Below are 22,689 nucleotides of genomic sequence, written 5' to 3' on the forward strand. Positions count from 1 at the left end.
CGCCTGCCGATGAGAGGAGGGCGGTGTGTCCCGCTGTCTCGATCCTCGCTGTCTCGATCCCCGCTGTCTCGATCCTGGCTGTCTCGCTTGTCGCCGGGGACGATGCAGGGCGCCACGAAATGCACTAATTTGGTGCATACATGGGGCGTCTCGTCCCGTCACAAGCCCGGCCAGGGCGCCTCGCGTCCTGGCCCACTTCTTGCTTCATCTAGACGTCTCTCTTGCACAAGCCCCTCTTGCACAAGCTGACCTGGAACCGATATGGCCGCTGCGATGTACCAACGCCTGATGGAACACCTCTCCACTGCCGTGCTGCTGCTGGATGGTGAGCTCAGGGTGACATGGATGAATCCCGCCGCCGAGGCGCTGCTTTCGGTCAGCCTGAGCCGGGTTCGGGGAAGTGCACTCTGCGCGTCGATGGAGCAGGAGGATGGGATGGAGGCGGTGCTCACCAAGGCGCTGGATGCCTGCCACCCCTTCACTCGCCGTGAGGCGCGCCTGGTGCTGCTGGGAGGCGAGCCACTGACCGTGGACTTTACCGCCACTCCCCTCGCCGAGGACGAGCTGCTGCTGGAGGTGGAGCCCCGTGATCGACTGATCCGCATCTCTCGGGAGGAGGCGCTGATGACCCGCCAGGAAACGATCAAGGTGTTGACCCGGGGGCTGGCCCACGAGGTCAAGAATCCGTTGGGGGGCATTCGTGGCGCGGCTCAGCTGCTGGAGCGCGACCTGGAGAATCCAGCGCATCATGAGTTCACGCGCATCATCATCGAGGAGGTGGATCGCCTGCGCGATCTGGTCGACTCCATGCTGGGGCCCAATCGAGTGGCCCGTCACGAACCTCTCAGCATTCACAAGGTGCTGGAGCGGGTCCGCACCCTGGTGCTTGCCGAACACCCCGGGGTGCGCATCGAGCGTGACTACGACCCCAGCCTGCCGGATCTCTCCGCTGACGAGGCGCAACTGATTCAGGCGGTGCTCAATGTGGCGCGCAATGCCATGGAGGCGATGCACGAGGCGTCCACCCCCGAGCCACGGCTGGTGCTGCGCACCCGGGCGCGTCGTCAGTTCACCCTGGGAGCCGAGCGCCATCGGCTGGTGTGTGAGGTGGCGATCATCGACAACGGGCCGGGCATCCCCGAGGCGCTGCAGGAGACGCTCTTCTACCCCATGGTGTCGGGACGTGCCGGAGGCAGCGGCCTGGGGCTCTCCATCGCCCAGGGCATCCTGCATCAGCACCAGGGGCTGATCGAGTGCGCTTCGGCGCCGGGCCATACCGAATTCCGACTGCTGATTCCTCTGGAGACGCGCCATGACTGATGTTGCACGCGTGATGGTCGTCGATGACGACCGCGCCATTCGCTGGGTGCTCGAGCGCGCCCTGGCCCAGCCCGACCTCGACGTGGAGTGCCTCGAGCGTGCCGACTCGGCTCTCGAGCGCCTGCTGGCCGACCCGCCTGACGTGCTGATGACCGATATCCGCATGCCGGGCATCGATGGTCTCGATCTGATGGCCAGGGTGCGCGAGGCGCACCCGGAGCTGCCGGTGATCGTGATGACCGCCCACTCCGACCTGGACAGTGCCGTGGCCTCTTATCAGGGCGGTGCCTTCGAATACCTGCCCAAGCCCTTCGATGTCGACGAGGCACTGGCCCTGGTGCGCCGTGCGGTGGCCCATGCCCGCGAGCGCCGCAGGCCGATCAGCGCCCCGGAGGGGCTGGATGCCGAAATCATCGGCGAGGCGCCGGCCATGCAGGAGGTGTTCCGCGCCATCGGGCGCCTCTCGCACTCGCCCATTACGGTGCTGATCAATGGTGAGTCGGGTACCGGCAAGGAGCGCGTCGCCCGGGCGCTGCATCAGCACAGCCCGCGGACGGACAAGCCCTTCGTGGCGCTGAACATGGCGGCGATACCCCACGACCTGATCGAGTCCGAGCTGTTCGGCCACGAGAAGGGGGCCTTTACCGGTGCGACCGCAAGCCGGCAGGGCCGTTTCGAGCAGGCCGACGGGGGTAGCCTGTTTCTCGATGAGATCGGTGACATGCCCGCCGAGGCTCAGACCCGCCTGCTGCGCGTGCTGGCCGACGGCGAGTTCTATCGGGTGGGCGGGCATACCCCGGTGAAGGTGGATGTGCGCATCATCGCCGCCACCCATCAGGACCTGGAGCGGCTGGTGGAGGAGGGGCGCTTCCGCGAGGATCTGTTCCATCGGCTCAATGTGATTCGTGTGCATCTGCCGCGGCTGGCCGAGCGCCGCGAGGATATCCCGCAATTGACGCGTCACTTTCTGGCCGAGGCGGCCAGGGAGCTGGCAACCGACGTCAAGGTGCTGACCCCCGAGGCGGAGCGCTATCTGGCGCGACTGCCCTGGCCCGGTAACGTGCGCCAGCTGGAGAATACCTGCCGTTGGCTGACGGTGATGGCCTCGGGGCGCGAGATTCTCTGTGAGGATCTGCCGCCGGAACTGCGCCAGGCGGGGGAGGAGACGCTCAGCGCCAGCGGCGACTGGCGGACGGCCTTTCGCGACTGGGCCGATCACGCCCTGGCCGCCGGCCATACGCACCTGCTGGAGGAGGCCATGCCCGACTTTGAGCGCATCCTGATCGAGACCGCGCTGCGCCATACCGGCGGACGCAAGGGAGAGGCCGCCGAACTTCTGGGCTGGGGGCGTAATACCTTGACGCGAAAATTGAAGACGCTGTTGCCGGCGCTGGCCGAAGGAGAGTGAGGAGGCATGACACGACCCCAGAGATAAGCGGCGAGGCGTGTGCGGCAAGGGGTAACAGTTAAAAGGGGTAAATGGGGAGAGGATAAGGAGGAAAGGAGGGTAAGCCCGCGGCGCTATAGGACGAAAGGTGCATTGTGAGGGAGTGATGCCCTGGCTTAGCGTCCATAAGAATGCATTGATTCAGCAGGCCTGCCATGTCCGCCCTCACCACACCGCCCCAGCACATCCACGTTACCGAGGTGGGGTTGCGCGATGGTCTCCAGAACGAGCCGGTGGTGCTGAGTACCGAACAGAAGCTGTCCCTGGCCAGGGCGCTGGTGGCTGCCGGTGTGCGTGAATTCGAGATCAGCTCCTTCGTCAGCCCAAGGGCGGTGCCGGCGCTGGCCGATGCCGCCGAGATGGTCGCGGCGCTGCGTGGTGTGGGGGGCCTCCATCTCTCGGCCCTGGTCCCCAATCTGCGGGGCGCCGAGCGGGCGCTTGAAGCGGGCGTCGACTCGGTGGTGCTGTTCGTCTCCGCCTCCGAGCGTCACAACGCCAAGAACGTCAACCGCAGCGTGGCGTCCTCACTCGAGGGATTCGAGCAGGTGGCGCGCCTGCTCGAGGGTAGCGATGTAGCCCTCAGGGGGGCCGTCGCCACCGCCTTCGGTTGCCCCTTTACGGGCAATGTCCCGGTCGAGTCGGTGACCGAGATCGCTCGACACTTCGCCGACCTGGGCGCGACGCACCTCTCTCTTGGCGATACCACCGGCATGGCCACGCCGCCGCTGGTCACCGAGCGTGTCACACGGCTGCGGGAAGCGACGCCCGACCTTCCGCTGACGCTCCACTTCCACAATACCCGAGGCATCGGCCTGGCCAATGTCATGCAGGGGCTGGCGCTCGGCGTCGACCGTTACGAGAGCTCCATCGGCGGGCTCGGCGGCTGCCCCTTTGCGCCGGGGGCCTCGGGCAATATCGCCACCGAGGACCTGGCCTATCTGCTCGAGGAGATGGGGCTCGAGACCGGCCTCGACCTCGAGGGACTGATCGCCGCGGCAGGCCGCGCCAGCGAGCTGATGGGCCGCCGTCTGCCGGCCCAGGTCTCCCAGGCCGGCCCCCGCCTGGCACTGAGCGACTGCAGCGTCGTACCCACCGCACAGGGATGATGGCGAACATGACTCCTATCTCCTCCAGTTCTACCGGCTCGCTTGCGGGCGTACGCGTCATCGATCTGACTCGAGTGATCTCCGGCCCCTTCTGTACCCAGATCCTCGGCGACCACGGTGCCGACGTGATCAAGATCGAGCCGCCCGGCAAGGGCGACGTGGTTCGCCAGCAGGGCAACATGGTCGATGGCGAAAGCTGGTACTTCGCCCAGTTCAATCGCAACAAGCGCTCGCTCACCCTCGATCTGCGCAGCGACGAAGGCAAGCAGATCCTTCACCGGCTGCTCGAGAATGCTGACGTGCTGGTGGAGAACTTCCGCCCGGGGGTGCTGAGCAAGATGGGGCTCGACGACGACACCCTGCGCCAGCGTTATCCCCGGCTCGTGGTGGGGCGCATCAACGGCTTCGGCTCCAGCGGACCCTATCGCGACCGCCCGGCCTACGACTTCATCGCCCAGGCCATGAGCGGCTTCATGGGCGTCAACGGCACCGCCGATGGCGAGCCGATGCGGGCGGCGCCGCCGATCAGCGATATGGTGGCCAGCCAGAACCTGGCCTTCGGCATCTGTGCGGCCCTGGTGCGTCGCGCCACCACGGGGCAGGGCGATATCGTCGAGACGGCCCTGACCAACGGCCTGATCGCCATGATGGGTTACCTGGCGGCGGAGTACTTCGCCACCGACCGCGTACCGGCCCGCACCGGCAACGATCACCCCATGCTCTATCCCTACGGGCTGTTTACCGCCCGTGATGGCGAGGTGGCGATCGCGCCGAGCAACGACACCATGGTCGAGCGCTTCCTCGGCGCCCTGGACATGCTGCACCTGCTCGACGATGAGCGCTTCGCCGACAATCGACGGCGCATGGCCAACCGCGAGGCGCTGCGCGAGATACTCAATGCCATCATCGTGACGCGTCGGGTCGACGAGTGGATCGAGCACTTCAATCACGCGGGGGTCCCCTGTGGGCGCGTGCATGACCTGCGCGAGACCTTCGATGACCCCCAGGTGAAGGCCCAGGAGATGCGCCTGGAGCTGACCCAGGCCTCCGGCCGGGTGCCCGTCACCGGCTTCCCGGTCAAGCTTCGCGAGGCGCCTGCGAGTCTCTACTACCCGGTGCCACAGCTCGGGGAGCATACCGATGAGCTGCTGGCCGAACTGGGCATCGAGGGCGATGAGCTGACGACCCTGCGGGAGCGTCGCGTGATTTAAGGCGATGAAGCCGCGGGCAGGCAGTCGTGCCTGCCATAACAACAAGCAGAAGGAGCACACCAATGCGTACCGTCAAGAAAGGGGGCCTCGGCCTGGTCGCCGCCACGCTGGCAGGCGTCGGGCTCGCCATCAGCGCGCCGGCCCAGGCGCTGCCGATCAGTGAGTGCATCGCGCCGGCCGACCCGGGTGGCGGCTGGGACTTTACCTGCCGCTCGGTCGGCAAGCTGCTGCTGGAGCTGGACCTCGTGGAAAGCCCGGTGCAGATCACCAACATGCCAGGCGGCGTGGGGGCGGTGGCCTTCGCCAGGGTCGAGAGCAGCCGAGCCGATGACAGTGACCTGATGGTGGCCACCAGTACCGTTGGCGTGACCCAGATCGCCCAGGGCAAGTATCCCGGCGGTGCCGATACCATGCGCTGGGTGGCCATGCTGGGCACCGATGTGGGGGTCATTCTGGTCGATGACGAGAGCGAGTACGAGAGCCTCGAGCAGCTGATGACCACCCTGGTTGAGGATCCCGGGGCTCTGGCCGTGGCTGGCTCCAGTGGTGCCGGCGGCTGGGATCATATCCGTGCCTTGATGCTGGCCAAGGAGGCGGGCATGCCCAATGAACAGATCGGCAACCTGCGCTGGGTGCAGTTCGACGGCGGCGGCCCCGCGGTGACCCAGATGATGGGTGGTCATGTCGACGTGGTGTCTACCGACCTGGGCGAGATCGCCGGTTTCATCGAGTCCGGCGATGTACGCGTGCTGGCGGTGCTCTCCGAGGAGCCGTTGCCCGCTCCCTTCGATGATCTGCCCACCGCCGCCTCCCAGGGCTATGACGTGGCCGGCTACAACTGGCGCGGCTTCTATACCGGTGGCGAGGTCTCCGATGAGGACTACGCTGCCATGGTCGATGACCTGAAGTCCCTCTACGACAGCGAGGAGTGGAAGGCGGTGGCCGAGCAGAATGGTCTGGTGCCGCTGTGGCGAGGTGGCGATGAGTTCAACGGCTTCGTGCTGGAAACCATCGACCAGGTGGAGTCCATTTCTCGAGAGATCGGAGTCATCGAGTGAAAGAGGGAGTTGGGGCGGTCGGTGATCGTATCACCGGGGTAGTGCTGTTGTTGGTGGCAGTGGTTGCCTGGTGGCTGTCCCATGACTACACCAGCAGTTTCGGGCAGACGATAGGACCGGGGGCCTTCCCGCGTCTGGTCAGCGTGCCGCTGGGGCTGCTGTCGCTCTACCTGATCGCCCGCCCGGGAGTGAATCAGCGCTGGCCGGAACGGTCGGCGCTGCTCCGCCAGCTTAGCCTGCTGGTCCTGTTGATGGTCTATGCAGGGCTGATTCAGCCACTCGGCTTTCTGCCTACCGCCCTGCTGACCGTGACCCTGGTGATCCGGCTCTTCGGTGCCAGCTGGCGCCAGGCCCTGCCATTCGGACTGCTGTTGACCCTGGGCCTCTATCTTCTCTTCGAATTCGCCCTCGGCATGCCGCTGCCCGACATGCCGGGCATGAACTGGTAAACGCGCCATGGAACTTCTCGCCTTTCTCGCCCAGGGTTTCGCCGTGGCGCTCGAGCCCCAGCACCTGTTTCTGGCGCTCGTGGGTTGCGCGCTGGGCACCCTGATCGGAGCGCTGCCAGGCCTCGGGCCGGTCAACGGGGTGGCCCTGATGATCCCGCTCACCTTCAACTTCAGCCTCTCGGCCACGGCCGCGCTGATCCTGCTGGTCAGCATCTACTACGGCTGCATGTATGGCGGCCGCATCAGCTCCATCCTGCTCAATATCCCCGGCGACGAGCCGGCCATGATGACCACCCTGGATGGCTTTCCCATGGCGCAGCAGGGTCGTGGCGGCGAGGCGCTGGGGCTGACCGGTGTCGCCTCCTTCGTCGGCGCCCTGGTGTCGACGGTGGGTCTGGTGCTGTTCGCCCCGGTGCTGGTGAACTTCGCCATTCGCTTCGGTCCGGCCGAGTACTTCGCGCTGTTCGTGCTGGCCTTCGCCACCATCGGTGGAGTGACCGGGGGGCACCTGGCGAAGAGTTTCCTGGCCGCCTGCCTGGGACTGCTGTTGGGCACCGTGGGCATCGATGCGGTCAGCAGTGTGCCTCGCTACACCTTCGGCTGGTATGAGCTCTACGATGGCATCGACTTTATCGTGGCGCTGGTGGGGTTGTTCGCCATCTCCGAATGCCTGGTGTTCCTGGAGGATAGCCATCAGGGGCGCAAGCCCACCATGACCCTGGGCTCCGCCCTGCCGGGTGTGCGCACCGCCTGGCGCTGCCGTGGCAGCATCGGGCGCAGCTCGGTGCTGGGTTTCATCGCCGGCGTGCTGCCGGGGGCGGGGGCGGCGCTGGGCAGCTTCCTCTCCTATACCCTGGAGCGTCGCTGGCAGGGCGCGCGTGGTGACTTCGGCAATGGCGACCCTCACGGGGTGGCGGCCCCGGAGGCGGGCAATAACGCCGCTGCCGGTGGCGCGCTGATTCCCATGCTGTCGCTGGGCATTCCCGGCAGCGGGACCACGGCCATCCTGCTGGCCCTGCTGCTGTCGATGAATATCACGCCGGGGCCGCTGCTGTTCGAGAACCAGCCCGAGCTGGTGTGGGGCCTGGTGGCGGCGCTGTTTATCGGAAACCTGATGCTGCTGGCACTCAATATCCCGTTGGTGGGGCTCTTCGCCCGCGTGCTGCGCGCGCCGGGCTGGTTCCTGATGCCCATGGTGGTCATGGTCGCCTTCGTCGGGGTCTATTCGCTTGGCAACAGCGCCTTCGACCTCTATCTGATGCTGGCCTTCGGCGTGCTGGGCTATGTGCTGCGCAAGCTGGAGATTCCCACGGTGCCGGTGGTGCTGGGGCTGCTGCTGGGGGGGCAGATGGAGTACAACCTGCGTCGCGCCATGTCGATCTCCGGGGGCGACTGGAGCATCATCTGGAACAGTGGCATCTCGGTGGGGATCTATCTCTTCGCCATCGCCCTGCTGCTGGGCGGGCTGCTGTTCCACTGGCTGATGAAACGGCGGAGGTAGATCACGGCCTCTTCCCTTCGAGCCGCACGCTCATCGAGGCTCCAACGACTCCAACGAAAAAGGGGCGCCGGCATGCCGGCGCCCCTTTCCGTCCCTTTCCTGTTGGGCTTCGTCCAGCAGGGGGCGAGGCTCGCCTAGCCTTGCGCGAGCGGCCGGGTGCGTTCCTCGAGCCAGGCCAGGGCGTCGCCCTCGAGGCGGGGGGCGAGTCGTTCGCGCACCTCGGCGTGGTAGGCGTCGAGCCAGTCGGCTTCGGCGGCGTCGAGCAGCGCGACGTCGAGGCAGCGGGTGTCGATCGGACACAGTGTCAGCGTCTCGAAGCGCAGGAAGTCACCGAAGTCGCTCGCCTCGGCCGGCCGGTTGGCGACCAGGTTCTCGATGCGCACCCCCCACTGCCCCGGTCGATACACCCCGGGCTCGATGGAGGTGATCATCCCCGCACGCATGGCGGTGTGGGGCGCCACCGGCGCGCCGGCGCTGATCACCTGGGGCCCTTCGTGGACGTTGAGAAAGTAGCCCACGCCGTGGCCGGTACCATGGCCGTAGTCGCGGCCGGTGGCCCATAGCGGTGCCCGGGCGATGGCGTCCAGACGGGGGGCGGCGATGCCCTGCGGGAACCGAGCCCGGGAGAGGGCGATGGTGCCCTTGAGCACCAGGCTGCAGTCCTCGCGCTGGGCCGCCGAGACCTCGCCTACCGGCACCATGCGAGTGATGTCGGTGGTGCCGCCGTGGTACTGGCCGCCGGAGTCGATCAGCAGCAGGCCGTCGCCCTCGATCACCGCGTGTGCCTCGGGCGTGGCCCGGTAGTGGGGCAGGGCGCCGTTGGCGTTGAAGGCGGCAATGGTGTTGAAGCTCTCGCTGACGAAGTGCGGGTCCCGGGCGCGCTCCTCGCGCAGCCGCGTCTCCACATCCAGCTCGGTGACTCGCTCGCCGCGCGAAAGCGCCTGCTCCAGCCAGGCGAAGAAGCGGCACAGGGCGGCCCCGTCGGCCTCCATGGTGCGCCGCACGTGGGCCAGCTCCTGGTCGGTCTTGCACCCCTTGTCCAGGGTGCTTGGCTGGAAGGCCTCGACCGCTGCCATCTCGGCGGGCAGCGCCTGGCGGGTGCCCAGGGTCAGCCTGGCCGGGTCGAGCAGCACGCATGACTCGGCGGGCAGGGCAGCGAGATGCGCGCGCCAGTCGTCGTAGGGGGCGATGTCGATGCCGTCGGCGGCCAGCGCCGCCTCGAGCTCTGCATCGACGGTGCCGGGGGCGATGAACAGGGTTGCCGTCTCCCGGCCTACCAGCAGGTGGGCGAGGAACACCGGGTTGTAGGCGACATCGTCGCCGCGCAGCTGGGTCAGCCAGGCGATGTCGTCCAGGGTCGAGATCGGGTGCCAGTCGGCACCCTGCTCGGTCATGGCCGCGCGCACCCGCGCCAGACGCTCGGGGCGTGTCTCGTCCCGGAAGGCGGCGGGCTGGGCGTAGAGCGGCTGCGCCGGCAGCGCCGGACGATCCGGCCAAATGGCGTCGAGCAGGTCCAGGTCACCGCGCTGGGCGATGCCGACGGGGCCGAAAATCTCTTCCATCTGGCTGGCGTGGGCCAGAGCGACCACCTGGGCGTCGTAGCCAACGGTGGCGCCGGCCGGGAGGCGTTCGGCCAGCCACTCCATGGGCGCCGTGGCCTGGCCTTGAACCAGTTTCATCATGGCGATGCCGCTACCCGCCAGTTGCGCCTCGGCCTGCACGAAGTAACGGCTGTCGACCCACATTCCGGCGGCCTCCTGGGTCACCACCAGGGTGCCTACCGAGCCGTCGAAGCCGGAGAGCCAGGCGCGGCCGGCCCAGTGCTCGGGCAGATACTCGGAGTTGTGGGGATCGGAGGAGGGCAGCCACCAGGCGTCGATGGCGTGCTCGCGCATGACGGTACGCAGGGCGGCGAGTCGGTCCGCGGGCGTCGAGAGGACTTGGCTCATGTCAGGCTCCAGAGGTCGAGGAGGAGGAAGATGTGGCGGTGGTGCGCTGGCCGCCCTTGAGCATGCGGCCGATCAGCGGTGTCAGCAGCGCCAGAACCAGGGCACAGAGTACCAGTGCCACGGCCGAGCGGCCGAACAGTGCCGGCAGCTCGGCGAGCTTGTCGGCGCTGACGTTGCCGCCGATCAGGCCGGCCACCAGGTTGCCCAGCGCCAGGGAGGTGAACCACAGGCCCATCAGCTGGCCGCGGATGCGCTGGGGCGCCAGGGTGCTCATGGTGGAGAGGCCCACCGGGCTCAGGCACATCTCGCCGAGGGTCAGCAGCAGCAGACTGGCGGTGATCCACAGCGGCGAGACCAGGCCGTCACCGACCAGCACCTGGCGGGCGGCGAGCATCATCAGGCCGAAACCCGCGGCGGCGAACAGCAGTCCCATCACGAACTTGGTGGCGCTGCCCGGCTCCAGTCCGCGGCGGCCCAGGGCCGGCCACAGCCAGCCGAACAGCGGGCCGAGCAGAATGATGAAGACGGCATTGAGCGACTGGAACCACACCGTGGGGATCTCCCAGCCGAACAGGGCGCGGTCGGTGTAGTCGTTGGCGAAGAGGTTGTAGGAGGTGGGCTGCTGCTCGAAGGAGGCCCAGAAGAAGGCCGAGGCGACGATCAGCAGGAAGGCCACCACTACCCGGGCGCGCTCCCGGGCGTCGAGGCCGGCGAAGGCCATCAGATAGACGAAGAAGCCCAGGGCGCAGACGATGATCACGCTGGTCATGGCCTCGGCAATCGCCACCGGGTCGAGCCGGATCACGCCGACGGCCGCAAGCGCCACCAGGGCGGCGCCGAGGATCGACAGCCCCGAGACTGCCAGTCCCACGCCGCGACGCTTGACCGCCGGGGCGTCCCAGCTGGCCTCGCGACCGCGCTCGGCGTCAGCGCGGCGCATGGCGGGGATCGCCCACAGGCGGAAAATCAGCAGAGCCGCCAGCATGCCCAGGCCGCCGATGCCGAAGCCCCAGTGCCAGCCGCCGCTCTCGATCAGCAGGCCGGTCATCAGCGGGGCCAGCAGGGCACCCAGATTGATGCCCATGTAGAAGATCGCGAAGCCGCCGTCGCGGCGTGCATCCTCTTCCTCGTAGAGGCTGCCCACCATCACGGTGATGCAGGTCTTGAACAGCCCCGAGCCGAGCACGATCAGCAGCAGGCCGACGAAGAAGGCGCTGGCACCCCACAGCGCCGAGAGGGCGATGGCCAGATGGCCCAGGGCGATCAGGATCGAGCCATACCAGACGGCGCGGCGCTGACCGAGCCAGTTGTCGGCCAGCCAGCCGCCGGGCAGGGCGGAGAGGTAGATGGCGCCGGCGTAGATGCCGACGATGGCCGCGGCATCCTCGCGGCTGAAGCCGAGACCGCCCTCGGCGAGGCCGGCGGCCATGAACAGCACCAGCAGCGGGCGGATGCCGTAGTAGGAGAAGCGCTCCCACATCTCGGTGAAGAACAGTGACCCGAGCGGTCGGGGGTGGCCGAAGAAGCCGCGATCCCCTCGGGGCGTCGTGGCGGGAGCATCGGAAGTCGAGGACATGAAGCGTCTGCCTTGTCAGGTGTTTGTGGCGTTGGGGTCGCGTCGAGCGGGAGGTTGCCAGGCGAGCCTGCGGTCTGGCTCCGCCCTTGCCTGGTGTTCTTGCTGAATGACGCGGTCTGGGCAGGTGATTCTATGGAAATTCGTTAGTAGGCGAAACGATGTTGATCGGTCGCGGTGCATCGCGATGGCCAGGTTGCATCCGCCGGTGCCAGAATGGGGCTTCCAAGGAGAGATTGCCCATGACGCAGATGAGCTGGGAGCGGCTGCTCGATCCGGGGCGGCTACATGACCGGCGCGGCGCGCGCCCCGGGAACGGCCGCGGTGAGATCGGCCGCAGCCCCTTCCACAAGGATCACGACCGGATCGTCTTCGCCGGCTCCTTCCGGCGGCTGGGGCGCAAGACCCAGGTGCACCCGCTGACCGACAATGACCACATCCATACACGGCTGACCCACTCGCTGGAGGTTGGCTGTGTGGGGCGCTCGCTGGGCATGATCGTCGGCGAGGGGCTGAGCGGCCGGCTGCCGGCATGGATCACACCGGCCGACCTGGGTGTGATCGTGCAGGCCGCCTGCCTCGGTCACGATATCGGCAATCCGCCCTTCGGCCATGCCGGGGAGTACGCCATCCGCGACTGGTTCAAGCGCGCCGAGGCCGATGGCAAGGGCTTGCTCGAGGGGTTGTCACCCCTGGAGCGCGAGGATCTGCTGACCTACGAGGGCAATGCCCAGGGCTTCCGAGTGGTTACCCAGATCGAGTACAACCAGTTCCGTGGCGGCATGCGCCTGACCACGGCGACCCTGGGGACCCTGCTCAAGTATCCCTGGACGGTGGAACATGGCGGAGCGGCGGGCAAGTTCAGCTGCTATCAGAGCGAGCGTGAGCTGCTGGTCGAGGTGGTCGAACGACTGGGGTTGTTGCCCAGAGGAGAGGGGCGCTGGTGCCGCCACCCCCTGGCCTGGCTGGTCGAGGCCGCCGACGATATCTGCTATGCCCTGCTCGACCTGGAGGATGGCCTGGAAATGGACATCCTGCGCTATGACGAAGTCGCCGAGATCCTGATCCAGATCGCCGGTGGGGCTCCGAGCGACTACACCGCCATGCAACGTCAGGGGGTCTCCCAGCGCCGGCGCATCGCGGCCCTGCGTGGGGCGGCCATGGAGCGCGCGGTCAACGACGTGGGGGCGGTGTTCGTGCAGCATGAGGCGGAACTGCTGGGGGGGCGACTGCAGGCAGACTTGCTGGAATTGTGTCATCCCGATCTGGACTGGGGGGTGAAGGCGGCCAAGCAGCTGGCCCGGGAGCGCATCTTCCAGAACGAGCGCAAGGCCAAGCTCGAGATCGGGGCCTACACCACCCTGGGCATCCTGCTCGAGGCGTTTATCGGTGCGGCCCATGAGCTGCACTACACCGGCAGGTCGACCTTCAAGCACCAGCGGGTGCTGGCGCTGATAGGCGAGAATACGCCGCGCTCCTCATGGAGCCTCTACGACAGTTATCGACGCATGCTCGACTTTATCGGCGGCATGACCGATCACTATGCCGTGGACCTGGCCCAGGAGATGGGAGGGCGGCTGCGCGGGGATTGAGTCGACTCGGCGGACCCGTTACTCGCCTGGTGCCCGACTCGCTCCGGCATGCTCGAGCAGGGTGGCGATGACCGCATCGTGGGTGGCGGCATCGAAGTCGCCGGGACACAGTTCGGCCAGGCGGCTGGCCAGCTGGTCGCCGCTGGCCACCAGCAGGTCGTCGGGTCCCTGGCTGGCGTCCACCTGCCAGCCGGGAAGGGTCAGCACGCCCATCACCGGTACCGTGCGGCCGGTGCGTGAGCTCAGCCACTCGGCCATCCAGCGCGCCAGTTCGCGGGTCTTGTTCAACGGTGTGCGCTCGTTCCAGCCCGGGAAGCGCAGCCGCGAGGGCTCTACCACGAGCCGGTACTGCTCTTCTCCGGAGGGGGTAAAGGGGCGGGAGCGGGCTCGGGTCTCCACCACGAAGACGCCGCAGGGTGTGACCACCACGTGGTCGATGCGTGTATCGGCCGCCGGCACATCGTGAAAGACGTAGAAGGGGTGGGCTTCCGGGCGCACCAGCCGTTCCAGCTCCTGGCCGACTGCCAGTTCGCAGGCCAGCCCCAGCTTGAGGCGGCGGATGCGCTGGAAGTCACGCATCAGTCGAAAGCTGAAGGTCAGCACCAGCAGGGTGCTCAGCGCCCCGTAGAAGGCCCACTCCACCCAGATCTGTTCCGTGGCAAGGAGCATGCGGCCCATGCCGTAGACCAGCGGGGCAAGCGTGATGATGGGGCCCAGGGCACCACTCAGGTAGAGTCCGGCGAAGGCGTCGTCGAGACGGTCGCGCAGCTGCTGGCCGGGCTCACGCAGCGGTTGAGCATCGAAGGGTGAGTGCACCCGTGCATCATGGAGGTTGCGAAGCGCCACGACGATTCCCCCCATGGCGGCGAGGGGAAACAGGAAGATCAGGGGTAGCAGGTATTCCAGCCAGGCCATCGGGATTCCTTGCTAGGGGGAAGCGGCGAGAGGTGGCCCATTCTAGACAACCTGCCCCGCGCGGGGCCATGCTCTGTTTGGCGCAGACAGCGAGGCATCAGGATGACGGCAGCACAGGTGAAACCCGAGACCAGCGAGGCAAATCTGGCGGCACTCGTCGAGTTTGTCGAGCGCCATCCACGGCTGGCGGTGCTCGGTGGAGCCGGCATCAGCACCGCCAGTGGCATTCCCGATTATCGCGACGCCGCCGGCGAGTGGAAACGCTCGCCGCCCATGGAGCATCGTCAGTTCATGGGCAGCCATGCCGCTCGGCAGCGCTACTGGGCCCGCGCCCTGGTGGGCTTTCGCACCCTGGATGAGGCGCGGCCCAATGCGGCGCACCAGGCCCTGGCACGACTCGAGAGCCTGGGGCATGTTCGTGGGATGATCACTCAGAACGTGGATGGCCTGCATCAGCGCGCAGGCTCGCGGCGGGTGATCGACCTGCATGGTCGCGCCGACCGGGTGCGCTGCATGGGATGTGGCTCCAGCCGCATGCGTCATGCCCTGCACGCCGAGCTCGAGAGCCTTAACCCGCGCTGGACGACCCTCGGCGCGGCCGCGGCACCGGACGGGGATGCCGATCTGGAAGCGGACTTCTCCGCCTTCCGGGTGCCCGATTGCTCGCGCTGCGGCGACGGCATCTGGAAGCCCGATGTGGTGTTCTTCGGTGACAGCGTGCCGCGTGGCGTGGTCGAGCGCGCCTTTGCCCTGATCGAGGAGTGTGATGCCCTGCTGGTGGTTGGCTCCTCGCTGATGGTCTATTCGGGTTTTCGCTTCGCGCGAGCCGCGGCCCAGCAGGGCAAGCCCATCGCATGCCTCAACCTGGGGCGTACCCGTGCCGACGACCTCTATACCCTGAAGGTGACGGCCCCGGTAGACGCCTCGCTCGGGGCGCTGGTCGAGAGGCTGGAAGCCCGGCTTGCTGAGGGGCGCCTCAACCGCCGGCCAGCTTGACCGTGTAGCCGCGGCTCTCGAGCTCCGCCTTGAGTGTCTCGCGGTGGTCGCCCTGGATCTCGATCACCCCCTCCTTGACGGCACCGCCGATGCCGCAGCGCTTCTTCAACAGCTTGGCCAGGCGCTTGAGATCGGCCTCGGGCAGTGGCACGCCGCTGATGGTGGTGACGCCCTTGCCCTTGCGGCCGCTGGTCTCGCGGCGAATCCGCACGATGCCGTCGAGTTCGGAAAGACGTGCCTGTTCCGCCTGCTCGGCACAGCGACAGTCGGCGACGGGGTGGCGGCAGTCGGGGCAGGTCTCGCCATGCTCGGTGGAGTAGACGAGACCACGCAGCTGGTCCTGGAGTGATGACATGGTGTGGCTCCCGGGGTGGGTGGCTTCAGGCCGGGATGATAGCGGCTGTGGCTGCGTCCTGCATGGCCCTCAGCGCGTGGCGGTGCGTGCGTCCAGGTTGCGTGAGAGGCGTGCCACTACCGAGGGGAGCTGGAACATGCTGGTGATCATGATGGCGCCTTCGGGCGTGATTTCCGCATCGGGGAAGCGGTTGAGGTGGACGACCAGCATGCCGGCATCGAGGGCCGCCTTGACGCCGACCACCGAATCCTCGATGGCCAGGCAGTGGTGGGGGGAGTAGCCCATCCTCTGTGCCGCATGCAGGTAGAGGCAGGGATCCGGTTTCCAGCAGTTGGCGGTGTAGGCACTGAACAGGTGGTCGCCGAACAGGGTGTCTAGGCCGGTAGCCACCAGGGAGGTGCGGATCTTGTTCTCGGGCCCGTTGGAGACCACGCCCATGGGGAAGGTCGACAGGGCCGCCAGCGCTTCGGTGGCTCCCTCGATGGGAATGAGCTCTGTCGCCAGACGCCGGTCGAGGTTGGCTCGCATGCTGGTTTCCAGTGGCCCGAGCACCTTGGGGTCGACGCTGCCATGACGGTTCTCCAGCTCAGCGACAATGCGTCGGAAGCGGGCCCCGCGGAACTCGCCGATATAGTCGGTGGCCTGGAACGGCAGGCCCACGGCGTTCAGTGCCGTGGCCATTTCGTCGGCGAGCAGCGGCTCGCTATCGACCAGGGTGCCGTCGCAGTCGAAGAGCAGGCAGAGTGGATGTGCCATCACCGGGCCTCACGAGGAAACAGGGCGTTATAAATCCATTGTTACAGATGTCGGGGCTCCCTGCCCAATATTAAAGCCCAGTTACGCTGATTTTTGAACACTGTTCATAAATATCCCGAAAATTGGATGTCGCGGAGTCACGGCGCTGGCATTCGCGGTCTTAGAGGCCACCCACCTATACTGACGACGCGTCTCGGTCAGGAGTGGGCCAATGAATTTCGAACGTGTCGTCTTCGGTTTCTTCATCATCCTCACCCTGAGCCTCAATGCCGCCTTCGTTGCGCATGGCCTCGAGGCGGCAGCGCATCATAATGTGTGGATTCTCACCCTTGCCATCATCGCCAACCTGGTGGCGATCGGCCTGAAGCTGGGGGATCGCTCCGAGACCGGCGCCTTGCTGTTGGCATCCGGGCTGGTAGCCGGGGCCCTGCTGATCACGGCGCGCATCATCTGGATCGTCACGGTGCCCAGCGGCTGGGGCGTTCCGGAAGCGGGTGCGATGGCCGATATCATCTCGATCGCCAGGGGGGCGCTGGTGGCGAATATCATCGCAACGGCGATCCTGGTCGGCGATACGCTGTTATCGCGGCGCTAGTTGGGCGAACGAGCCGATGACGACCACTTCTGATCTCGATCGTGTAGGAATGATCCTTCTGCGCTACATGCGCCGGCCGCTGTTCGTGCTGCTCTTCGTCTATTCGGTGGGGATCATCGGCATGGTCCTGATGCCGGGGCGGGTCGTCGATGGTGAAACGACCCACATGGACCTCTTCCACGCCTTCTATTTCTTTACCTACACGGCGACCACGACCGGCTTTGGCGAACTACCCAACGGTTTCAGCGATGAACAGCGCCTGTGGACGATCTTCTGCCTCTATACCGGTGCCATCGCCTGGTTCTATGCGATTGGGTCGCTGATCAACCTGGTTCAGAACCCTCACTTCATCCAGTCAATGGATGGCTTCCGGTTCGCGCGCAAGGTCAGGCGCAACGCTGAGCCTTTCGTCATCCTGTGCGGTTTCGGTGATGCCGGCAGCCTGCTTGCCCGGGGACTGAGCGACCATCGCATGCGAGCGGTGATTCTCGATGTGGACCCGGAGCGCATCAAGGCGCTGGGGGTACGCGACTACACGGTGGCGATGCCGGGGCTCTGCGCGGACGCCAGTGCGCCCAAGCATCTACTGGCGGCAGGGGTCGAGCACCCCGCCTGTCGGGCCCTGGTGACGCTGACCAACGACGACGATACCAATCTCAAGATTGCGGTGATGTCTCGGCACCTCAATCCACGGCTGCGGGTCATCTGCCGTTCCACCTCGACGCGTCATGGTGCCACGCTACGAGCGCTGGACAATGTCACGGTGGTCGACCCCTTCCTGATCTTCGCGCAGCTTCTCTACTGGGTGATTGCACGCTCAGAACTCCATAACCTCAATGCGTGGTTTGTCGGCGCACCCGGCGTGACGCTCGGCGCGCCGTTGCGGGTGCCCCAGGGGGAGTGGATCCTGTGTGGGTTCGGCCGAATGGGCCACCGGATCCATCGTTGTCTCCATGACCATGGTATCGGCGTCCGCGTTATCGATCCGTGCGAGAGAAGTGATGAGACCGACACAGAAGGGGACCCGGTGTTGGCTCAGGCCGACCACTCGGCGCTGGAGGCGGCCGGTATCGGAGACGCTGCCGGTATCGTTGCCGCGATGAATCGCGATGCCGACAATCTCAGTACGCTGTTGTCGGTCAATGAGCTCAACCCCGATGTATTCCGCATCGTGCGTCAGAACAGCCATGAGAATCAGGTGGTCTTCGATGCCGCAAGGACCGATCTGGTGCTTCAGCACAGCCTGACGACGGCGCGTCGCATCCTGAAGCTGCTGATCTCGCCGCTGATCCAGGAGTTGATCGACTGGCTGGCGCAGCGGGAGCCGACCCGGACAGAGGCACTGGTGGCTCGACTGCAGGCGGCCGTCGGTGACGAACCCCCACACCTGTGGTCGGTCAGACTGAACCCGGACGAGGCGCCGGCCGTGACCCGACTTCTGAGCGAGGAGGGCGTGGTCACGCCCGGAGCCCTGTGTCGTGATGCGCGCTACTTCTCCCAGGCGCTACCGTGCGAAATGCTGGCCATTCGCCGCGAGGGGCAGTCGATCATGCTACCGGACGCCGACTTTCCCCTCGAGGCGGGGGATGAGCTGCTCTTCTGCGGGGTACAGGCGGCGGAGCTCATGCTGCAGGCGACGCTCCATAATCCCTATACGCTTCATTATGTCCTGACGGGAGTCGATCCACCGCGGGGCTATGTGTTCAGGTGGCTTGCTGATAGGTTTGGGGGGCGTTGCCGTGGCAACACGTCGAACAGTCGGCACCCTCGAACATGACGCTCCAGGCTACACAGGGGCGATATCGTTGGCCTGGAGCGCGTTTTCCAGGCCAGTGTCGACTAGCATGAAGCGAGGCCCGGAGCGGTCCTTCCCTTATCGATGGCCCCTCCGGTGAGATCCACACCCAGCAGGCGAGGTACAGCATGAAGCAGGACACCCTCTGGTCGCTGGCGGGTTCCGCCGCGGCGGTGGCAGCCAGCATGATGGCCCGCAAGGCGGCGGACAAGGCCTACCAGAAAGAGGTTGGCGAAACCCCACCGGAAAACCCCGATGAGCCCGATGTGGAGTGGCGCCAGGCCCTGCTGTGGGGCGCCGCTACCGGCGTGCTGGTGGGAGTCGCCCGGGTGGTGGGCAGGCGCGCCGGGCGCGAGGTCATGCACAGGGTACCTCGTGCCGGCAATAAGGGGGGAGTGTTGCCCCGGCTGAAGCGGTAGCACGTCTCGCAGAGCTCGGAGATAATACAAGGCAGCGGCCCCCCCGAACCAACGGTGGGGCCGTTTACGCTATTGGTCATGGGGCATGTGGCTACCGCCGCCCCGACACGAGGAGAGGGTCTGTAATGAGCGAAGTGGAACGGCACTGCGACAAGGGGCTCGTCGAGACCAGCTCGGCGCTGCTTACAGGTGTCAGCCTACCGGCGGCGGTGATTCATGAGGCGCCCCTGGCCCATAACCTGATCTGGATGCAGCGCTTCGCCGAGGCTCATGGTGCCCGACTGGCACCCCACGGCAAGACCACCATGAGCCCGACGCTGTTCCGGCGCCAGCTCGAGACCGGCGCCTGGGGCATTACCCTGGCTACGGCGCCCCAGTGTCGAGCCGCCTTCGCCCACGGGGTGAGGCGACTGCTGATGGCCAACCAGCTGGTGGGGGAAGCCAATATGGCCATGGTGGCGGGGCTGATTCAGGCCGGGGCGGAGTTCTACTGCGTGGTGGACAGCAGCGACAACGTGGGTCAGCTGGGGCGCTTCTTCGCCGACCGGGACCTGCACCTCAATGTGCTGATCGAGCTCGGTGTTCCTGGTGGGCGCTGTGGCTGCCGCAACACCGCCGAGGTCGAGGCGCTGGTAGGGGCGATCGCCGAGCAGCCCTCCCTGCGCCTTGTCGGTATAGAGGGCTATGAGGGGCTGATCGCCGGCGGCGACGAGGTCGCGGCGGTGCGTGCCTATGGGGAGCGGCTGGTCGAGACCGTCAAGGTACTGCACGGCAGCGGCGTGCTGGCGAGCGAGGCGCCCATCGTTACCGCAGCGGGCTCCCGGTGGTTCGATCTGATTGCCCAGGCCTTCGACGAGGCGGAGTTGCGCGAACACTACACCCCGGTGCTGCGGCCGGGGTGCTATGTGGTGCATGACCACAGGCTCTATGCCGATGCCATGGCCGAGGTGAAGGCACGCGATCCGCACCTCCAGGGCGAGCTGCAGCCGGCGCTGGAGGTGTTCGCCCATGTGCAGTCACTGCCCGAGCCGGGACTGGCCATCGTGGGCCTGGGCAAGCGCGATATCGGTCACGAGCCGGACATGCCGCTGCCGTTGCGGCACTATCCGCGCGACACGCTCGCCACGGGAAACGGGGCGGTGACTGCGCCCGGTAGCTGGCGCGCCACGCATATCATGGATCAGCATCTCTTCCTGACGATTCCCGAGGATGCCGAGCTCGCGGTCGGTGATGTGATCGCCTTCGGCACCTCCCACCCCTGTCTGACCTTCGACAAGTGGCGTCATCTGCTGCTGGTGGACGAGACGTTGACGGTCACGGAGTCCGTGGAGACCTGCTTCTAGGCGGTTCGGGGCCTCCAGGCCTCCTCGTTGACCAGGCTGATGGGACGCTGCCCCTGTAGGGCCCGGCTGATGTTGTCCACGGCACGCTGTGCCATGGCATCCCGGGTCTCGCGAGTCGCGGAGCCGATATGCGGCAGGGCGACCACGTTGGGCATATGGGGCAGGGGGGACTCGGGAGAGAGCGGCTCCTGCTCGAAGACATCGAGCCCGGCGGCACGCACCTGGCCCTTCTCCAGCGCCGCGATCAGGTCTGCCTCCCGCACCACTCGGCCGCGGGCAATATTGACGAAGATCGCCGAGGGCTTCATCAGGCTGAATTCACGAGCGCCGATCAGGTGTTCGGTCTCGGCGGTCAAGGGGACGGTCACACAGATGATATCCGCCTCTTCGAGTAGCGCGTCCATCTCACGACGCTCGGCCCCCAGCTCCTGCTCCAGGGCCGGCTTGGGAGAGGCGTTGGAATAGAGCACGCGCATGCCGAACCCCAGGGCACCGCGGCGCGCGACGGCGGCGCCGATGCGGCCGAAACCGATCATGCCCAGCGTCTTGCCGTACACATCGCTACCGAACTGTGCCTCGCCGATGCTGGCCTGCCAGTCGCCGCGCCTGACGAAGTCGGCCAGCTCGACGACGCGGCGAGATGCCGCGAGTATCAGCGCGAAGCCGGTATCTGCCGTGGTCTCGGTGAGCACATCGGGCGTGTTGCAGAGCAGGATGCCGCGCCGTGTCAGCTCCTCCACCGGGATGCCGTCGTAGCCCACGGAGATGGTGGCGATCGCCTCCAGGTTTGGTGCGGCATCGAGCCACTCGGGGGTGATGGCGAGTCCGCTGCCGATCAGACCGTGGGCCCTGGGCAGGGCGTCAAGGAAGTCGGGGTCCTCGGCAGGGGTGGCGCCCAGACAGACCTGAACCTCGAAGCGTTCGGCGAGCTGCGCCAGCTGGGTGTCTGTCAGGCGACCATGGATCAGGATATGTTTCTTCATGCTGCACCGTTCCATTAATCAATCATCGATGAATATCGAAGCGGGACCATTATCTGGTATCTGAAGGTATAACACCTCGCGTTCTGCCCGTGCCCTTGCGAGTCACACCGGGCAGTGGAGCATCAACCAGGGGCAGATACAAAACGGGCGGCCCTGAGGCCGCCCGTTGATCATGCAAGGTGCGAGGTATGCTTAGCGCACCTTGGGGTCCAGCTCGCCGCTCGCGTAGCGCTCGAACATCGCTTCCAGGTTGATCGGCTTGATCTTGGATGCGTTGCCGGCGGTGCCGAAGGCCTCGTAGCGATCGATACAGAGATCGCGCATGGCGGTGACGGTCTCCTTGAGGAACTTGCGTGGGTCGAATTCGCTGGGGTTCTCGGCCAGGAAGCGACGCACCGCGCCTGTGGAGGCCAGGCGCAGGTCGGTATCGATATTGACCTTGCGTACCCCATGCTTGATGCCCTCGATGATCTCCTCGACTGGTACGCCGTAGGTCTCGGGAATCTCACCGCCGTGGGCGTTGATGACCTCGAGCCACTCCTGGGGTACCGAGGAGGAGCCATGCATCACCAGATGGGTATCGGGGATGCGGGCGTGGATCTCCTTGATGCGCTGGATGGAGAGGGTGTCGCCGGTGGGCGGCCGAGTGAACTTGTAGGCGCCGTGGCTGGTGCCGATGGCGATGGCCAGGGCGTCGACACCGGTGGCCTTGACGAAGTCGGCGGCCTCTTCCGGGTCGGTGAGCAGCTGCTCCATGTCCAGCTTGCCCTCGGCGCCGATGCCATCTTCCTCACCGGCCATGCCGGTTTCCAGGCTGCCCAGGCAGCCCAGCTCGCCCTCCACGGAGACCCCACAGGCGTGAGCCATCTCCACGGTGCGGCGGGTCACGTCGACGTTGTATTCGTAGCTGGCCGGGGTCTTGCCATCCTCGCCCAGGGAGCCGTCCATCATCACCGAGGAGAAGCCCAGCTGGATGGAGCGCTGACATACCGCCGGGCTGGTGCCGTGGTCCTGGTGCATCACCACCGGGATGTGCGGAAACTCTTCCACTGCGGCCAGGATCAGGTGGCGCAGGAAGGGGGCACCGGCGTACTTGCGGGCACCGGCAGAGGCCTGGACGATCACCGGGGAGTCGGTGCGGTCGGCGGCTTCCATGATGGCGCGCATCTGCTCGAGGTTGTTGACGTTGAAGGCCGGCACGCCGTAGCCATGTTCGGCGGCGTGGTCCAGCAGCTGGCGCATGCTGATCAGTGCCATATTCTCACCTGTCGTTCGTGGTGGCGGCGGCGCCCGGAGGCAGCCGCCGCGTGTAGAGTCGTGTCGGGA

Annotated in this window: 20 protein-coding genes; 13 read left to right on the forward strand and 7 right to left on the reverse strand. The window is 66.5% G+C overall.

Features of this window, described 5'->3' with window-relative positions:
- Positions 1–273 precede the first annotated feature (273 nt).
- The 7 genes from glnL to Q0894_RS03370 all read left to right on the forward strand — a co-directional run bounded on the left by glnL (position 274) and on the right by Q0894_RS03370 (position 8,092).
- A complete protein-coding gene (gene glnL / locus Q0894_RS03340; protein ID WP_299231575.1) occupies positions 274–1,320 on the forward strand; it encodes a nitrogen regulation protein NR(II) in 1,047 nt (348 codons plus the stop codon).
- Positions 1,313–2,728 (forward strand): nitrogen regulation protein NR(I), encoded by a 1,416-nt coding sequence (gene ntrC, locus Q0894_RS03345; RefSeq protein ID WP_299231484.1) that lies wholly within the window; start codon positions 1,313–1,315, stop codon positions 2,726–2,728. Before glnL ends, ntrC begins: the two co-directional genes overlap by 8 nt.
- Before the next feature lie 194 nt (positions 2,729–2,922).
- Positions 2,923–3,873 carry a hydroxymethylglutaryl-CoA lyase gene (locus Q0894_RS03350; RefSeq protein WP_299231486.1) on the forward strand — a complete coding sequence of 317 codons (951 nt, stop codon included), beginning with the start codon at positions 2,923–2,925 and terminating at the stop codon, positions 3,871–3,873.
- An 8-nt stretch (positions 3,874–3,881) separates the two neighbouring features.
- Positions 3,882–5,084, forward strand: a complete 1,203-nt coding sequence (locus Q0894_RS03355) for a CoA transferase (RefSeq protein ID WP_299231488.1) — start codon at positions 3,882–3,884, stop codon at positions 5,082–5,084.
- 62 nt (positions 5,085–5,146) lie between these two features.
- The gene (locus Q0894_RS03360) at positions 5,147–6,142 is read left to right on the forward strand and encodes a tripartite tricarboxylate transporter substrate-binding protein (protein ID WP_299231490.1); all 996 of its coding nucleotides are present in this window, start codon (positions 5,147–5,149) and stop codon (positions 6,140–6,142) included.
- The gene (locus tag Q0894_RS03365) at positions 6,139–6,591 is read left to right on the forward strand and encodes a tripartite tricarboxylate transporter TctB family protein (RefSeq protein ID WP_299231492.1); all 453 of its coding nucleotides are present in this window, start codon (positions 6,139–6,141) and stop codon (positions 6,589–6,591) included. Before Q0894_RS03360 ends, Q0894_RS03365 begins: the two co-directional genes overlap by 4 nt.
- Before the next feature lie 7 nt (positions 6,592–6,598).
- Entirely contained in the window at positions 6,599–8,092 is a 1,494-nt protein-coding gene (locus tag Q0894_RS03370) for a tripartite tricarboxylate transporter permease (protein ID WP_299231494.1), read from the forward strand.
- 134 nt (positions 8,093–8,226) lie between these two features.
- Here Q0894_RS03370 and Q0894_RS03375 read toward each other — a convergent pair whose 3' ends face one another.
- Both Q0894_RS03375 and Q0894_RS03380 read right to left on the reverse strand, forming a co-directional pair.
- Positions 8,227–10,041, reverse strand: coding sequence for an aminopeptidase P family protein (locus Q0894_RS03375; RefSeq protein WP_299231496.1), 1,815 nt, complete (start codon positions 10,039–10,041; stop codon positions 8,227–8,229).
- Between the two features lies 1 nt (position 10,042).
- Positions 10,043–11,617 (reverse strand): peptide MFS transporter, encoded by a 1,575-nt coding sequence (locus Q0894_RS03380; protein ID WP_299231498.1) that lies wholly within the window; start codon positions 11,615–11,617, stop codon positions 10,043–10,045.
- 239 nt (positions 11,618–11,856) lie between these two features.
- Between Q0894_RS03380 and Q0894_RS03385 the strand changes: the two genes are divergently transcribed.
- Positions 11,857–13,206 carry a deoxyguanosinetriphosphate triphosphohydrolase gene (locus Q0894_RS03385; protein ID WP_132041593.1) on the forward strand — a complete coding sequence of 450 codons (1,350 nt, stop codon included), beginning with the start codon at positions 11,857–11,859 and terminating at the stop codon, positions 13,204–13,206.
- Positions 13,207–13,224: 18 nt separating this feature from the next.
- Here the strand turns inward: Q0894_RS03385 and Q0894_RS03390 are convergent, their stop codons facing one another.
- Complete coding sequence (locus Q0894_RS03390; RefSeq protein ID WP_299231501.1) at positions 13,225–14,121, reverse strand: nuclease-related domain-containing protein; 897 nt, start codon at positions 14,119–14,121, stop codon at positions 13,225–13,227.
- A 102-nt stretch (positions 14,122–14,223) separates the two neighbouring features.
- On the opposite strand from Q0894_RS03390, the gene Q0894_RS03395 reads away from it, so the two are divergent.
- A complete protein-coding gene (locus tag Q0894_RS03395) occupies positions 14,224–15,117 on the forward strand; it encodes an NAD-dependent protein deacetylase (RefSeq protein WP_299231504.1) in 894 nt (297 codons plus the stop codon).
- On the opposite strand, the gene Q0894_RS03400 is transcribed toward Q0894_RS03395, so the two are convergent.
- Positions 15,098–15,472, reverse strand: a complete 375-nt coding sequence (locus Q0894_RS03400) for a translation initiation factor Sui1 (RefSeq protein WP_299231506.1) — start codon at positions 15,470–15,472, stop codon at positions 15,098–15,100. The two genes, Q0894_RS03395 and Q0894_RS03400, sit on opposite strands and share 20 nt — an antisense overlap.
- A gap of 69 nt (positions 15,473–15,541) precedes the next feature.
- Positions 15,542–16,228, reverse strand: coding sequence for an HAD-IA family hydrolase (locus Q0894_RS03405; RefSeq protein WP_299231508.1), 687 nt, complete (start codon positions 16,226–16,228; stop codon positions 15,542–15,544).
- A gap of 211 nt (positions 16,229–16,439) precedes the next feature.
- Between Q0894_RS03405 and Q0894_RS03410 the strand changes: the two genes are divergently transcribed.
- The 4 genes from Q0894_RS03410 (at position 16,440) to Q0894_RS03425 (ending at position 20,380) form a co-directional block, all read left to right on the forward strand.
- Complete coding sequence (locus Q0894_RS03410; RefSeq protein ID WP_132041587.1) at positions 16,440–16,823, forward strand: DUF6394 family protein; 384 nt, start codon at positions 16,440–16,442, stop codon at positions 16,821–16,823.
- A gap of 16 nt (positions 16,824–16,839) precedes the next feature.
- Complete coding sequence (locus tag Q0894_RS03415; RefSeq protein WP_299231510.1) at positions 16,840–18,600, forward strand: potassium channel protein; 1,761 nt, start codon at positions 16,840–16,842, stop codon at positions 18,598–18,600.
- 146 nt (positions 18,601–18,746) lie between these two features.
- Positions 18,747–19,037: a DUF4235 domain-containing protein gene (locus tag Q0894_RS03420; RefSeq protein ID WP_299231512.1), complete on the forward strand. Its 291-nt coding sequence runs from the start codon at positions 18,747–18,749 to the stop codon at positions 19,035–19,037.
- A 125-nt stretch (positions 19,038–19,162) separates the two neighbouring features.
- A complete protein-coding gene (locus Q0894_RS03425; RefSeq protein ID WP_299231514.1) occupies positions 19,163–20,380 on the forward strand; it encodes an amino acid deaminase in 1,218 nt (405 codons plus the stop codon).
- On the opposite strand, the gene Q0894_RS03430 is transcribed toward Q0894_RS03425, so the two are convergent.
- Positions 20,377–21,363 (reverse strand): D-glycerate dehydrogenase, encoded by a 987-nt coding sequence (locus Q0894_RS03430; RefSeq protein ID WP_299231516.1) that lies wholly within the window; start codon positions 21,361–21,363, stop codon positions 20,377–20,379. The genes Q0894_RS03425 and Q0894_RS03430 overlap by 4 nt on opposite strands.
- 192 nt (positions 21,364–21,555) lie before the next feature.
- A complete protein-coding gene (gene fba / locus Q0894_RS03435; RefSeq protein ID WP_132041582.1) occupies positions 21,556–22,620 on the reverse strand; it encodes a class II fructose-bisphosphate aldolase in 1,065 nt (354 codons plus the stop codon).
- Positions 22,621–22,689: the final 69 nt, after the last annotated feature.

The sequence above is a fragment of the uncultured Halomonas sp. genome (assembly GCF_947501415.1).
Taxonomy (GTDB): domain Bacteria; phylum Pseudomonadota; class Gammaproteobacteria; order Pseudomonadales; family Halomonadaceae; genus Halomonas.